The organism is Rhodococcus sp. EPR-134 (genome assembly GCF_001647205.1).
GTDB lineage: Bacteria > Actinomycetota > Actinomycetes > Mycobacteriales > Mycobacteriaceae > Rhodococcus_F > Rhodococcus_F qingshengii.
Window position 1 is genome coordinate 1 of sequence record NZ_LVCT01000335.1, and the last position, 2,861, is coordinate 2,861.

The window sequence follows — 2,861 nt, forward strand, 5'->3', positions numbered from 1 at the left end:
TCGGCCGTTCAGTATGCCAGATGCGGTACCTCACCGGATAATCCGCGTCTCGCACGCCTCGGGGTGGCTGTACGAAGTTGTCAACGCACTGTCGCTCGGTTTTGTTCCGCCCACGCAAAAGGCCCACAACCAGCTGGTTGTGGGCCTTTTGACGTCGAATCGATCAGTCGTCGATCGCACCCGGTGCGGTCTTGGAGACCTGCATCAGGAACTCGAGGTTGTTCTTGCTCTTCTTCAGTCGATCGATCAGCAGATCGATGGCCTGATGCGAGTCCAGACCGGACAGGACGCGACGGAGCTTGTGCAGCACCGCAGCTTCGTCCGGGCTCAGGAGCAACTCGTCCTTACGCGTGCTGGACGGGTTGACGTCCACGGCCGGGAACACGCGGCGTTCGGCGATCTTGCGATCGAGCTTGAGCTCGGCGTTGCCGGTGCCCTTGAACTCTTCGAAGATCACGGTGTCGCCGGTGGATCCGGTCTCGACCATTGCGGTAGCGATGATGGTGAGCGATCCACCGTTCTCGATGTTGCGGGCAGCACCGAGGAAACGCTTCGGCGGGTAGAGCGCCGTCGAGTCGACACCACCGGAGAGGATGCGTCCCGACGCCGGCGAGGAGTTGTTGTACGCACGACCCAGACGCGTGATGGAGTCGAGCAGTACGACGACGTCCTTACCCATCTCGACCAGGCGCTTCGCACGCTCGATTGCCAGCTCGGCAACTGCGGTGTGATCTCCCGGCGGGCGGTCGAAGGTGGAGGAAATGACCTCACCCTTCACGCTGCGCTGCATGTCGGTCACTTCCTCGGGACGCTCGTCCACGAGGATGACCATCAGGTAGCACTCAGGATTGTTGGTGGCGACGGCATTCGCGATCGCCTGCAACACGCTGGTCTTACCGGCCTTGGGCGGGCTCACGATGAGGGCGCGCTGGCCCTTACCGATGGGCATCACCAGGTCGATGACACGCGTGGTGAGAATGTGCTGCTCGGTCTCGAGGCGCAGACGCTGGTTCGGGTACAGCGGCGTGAGCTTGTTGAACTCGGGGCGCTTCTTCGCGGCCTCGACGTCGCCGCCGTTGACCGTGTCGATGCGAACCAGCGGGTTGAACTTCTGGCGCTGGCTGCCCTGCTCACCGTCACGCGAGACGCGGACGGCACCGGTGATGGCGTCGCCACGGCGAAGGCCGTTCTTGCGGATCAGGTTCATGGAGACGTAGACGTCGTTGGGACCGGCGAGGTACCCGGACGTACGCACGAAGGCGTAATTGTCGAGGACGTCGAGGATGCCGGCGACCGGCTGAAGGACGTCGTCCTCACGAATCTCGGTCTCGCGTGAATCGTTGGGTGCGCCACCCTCACCGCGATCGCGACCACGGCCACGGCGCTCGCGGAAACGGCGTCCGCGGCGTCCGCGTCCGCCCTCTTCGTCGTCGTCCGGTCCGTTGTTGCGGTTGTCCGTACGCGGACCGGCGTTGTTCTGGCCGGCGTTGTTCTGATTGCCGCGATCCTGACGGTCCTGGCGATCCTGGCGATCCTGGTTGCCCCGGTTGCCCTGGTTCTCGCGCTGGCCCTGGTTGTCCCGCTGGCCCTGGTTGTCCCGGTTTCGCTCGCGGCGGGGACGCTCGTTGCCCTGCTCGGCGGGAGCCTGATCAGCGTCGGACTTGCCCTCGGTGCGCGCAGGACGCTCGGCCGGAGCCTCGGCCTTGGCGGTCTCGGCGACCTTCGAAGAATCGGCGGCCTTCGCGGTGTCCGCGTCGGACTTCGCCGAAGGCGCTTCCTGCTCGATGCTCAGTTCACCCTGGTCGGGTGAACCTGCACGACGAGCGGCGCCGCGACGCTGACGTCCGCGACGGGGTGCGCTCTGATCGGAATCCTCGGCGGATTCCGTACGCGCAGGCGCGGCCTCGGCAGGAGCCGACTCGGCTGCCGGAGCTGTTTCGGCTGCGGGGGTTTCGGTGCGTGCGGCGCGAGTGCTCTTGGCACGAGTGCGCGCAACGGGTGCGTCGTCGAGAGTGAGTTCACTCTGTGCGGGTGCAGCCTTCGCGCTGCCGCCCTGGCGCTCCTTGATGGCTGCGATCAGGTCACCCTTGCGCATGCCGGAAGTGCCTTTGATGCCCAGTTCACCCGCAAGAGTGCGGAGTTCGGTGAGCACCATGCCGGAGAGTCCGGCACCACGGCGCGTTTCGGCACGCTTCGTGGAGGTCGCCACCGCACCGTTCGATGCTGAAGATGACGCCTGAGAATTGTCGCCTGATTCCGACCCGGCGGGTGCAGAAGTGGCGATGAGGTCCGTATCGGTCACGGAGGTCCTTTCCTTCCCTCACTCGCACTGCGCAAAGTCGAGGGTTCGTCCCGCAGTTCGATTGAATACCGAACTCGGTGGTGCCGTACGTGGTTGCTGTCCAGAACTGCCGGCTTGTCCGCCGTCACATGATTGTCGGAAACTCTCGCCTCAAACTTTTCATGCGCTCGCAAACCTGCCCAACGCGCCTTCGTCGACGATTCACTCCCCCGTGTGTTGAACCCCAGAGTGATGGAACCTCTGAGTGTTCGATCCGCGGAGGATTCAAACCTTCGGAGAAGGTACAAGCGTGAGGATCATGCCTGCGAGAATCATGCCAAGGACTGTGGACCCCGATTGGGAAGGAGTTTTGCCCCCTGGTGATGCACCGGCGACTGACGCGCACGATGTACGGACATAGCCCAGGATAGCGCCCAAACCTGAGTCCGGCAAGAATTTGGATGACTGGGTGTGTCAGTTCACTACCGATCGGTAGTGGGCGATCACCAGGACCAAGGCAGGGATCAGACCGTCGTCGTGGATACTTCGACGCCGTCGGCGATGTCCAACTCGAGCACAC

At 63.8% G+C, this 2,861-nt stretch carries 1 protein-coding gene; it reads right to left on the reverse strand.

Features of this window, described 5'->3' with window-relative positions; all coding sequences use genetic code 11:
- Window positions 1–163: 163 nt before the first annotated feature.
- The gene (gene rho / locus A2J01_RS15120; protein WP_042923185.1) at window positions 164–2,302 is read right to left on the reverse strand and encodes a transcription termination factor Rho; all 2,139 of its coding nucleotides are present in this window, start codon (window positions 2,300–2,302) and stop codon (window positions 164–166) included.
- Window positions 2,303–2,861: the final 559 nt, after the last annotated feature.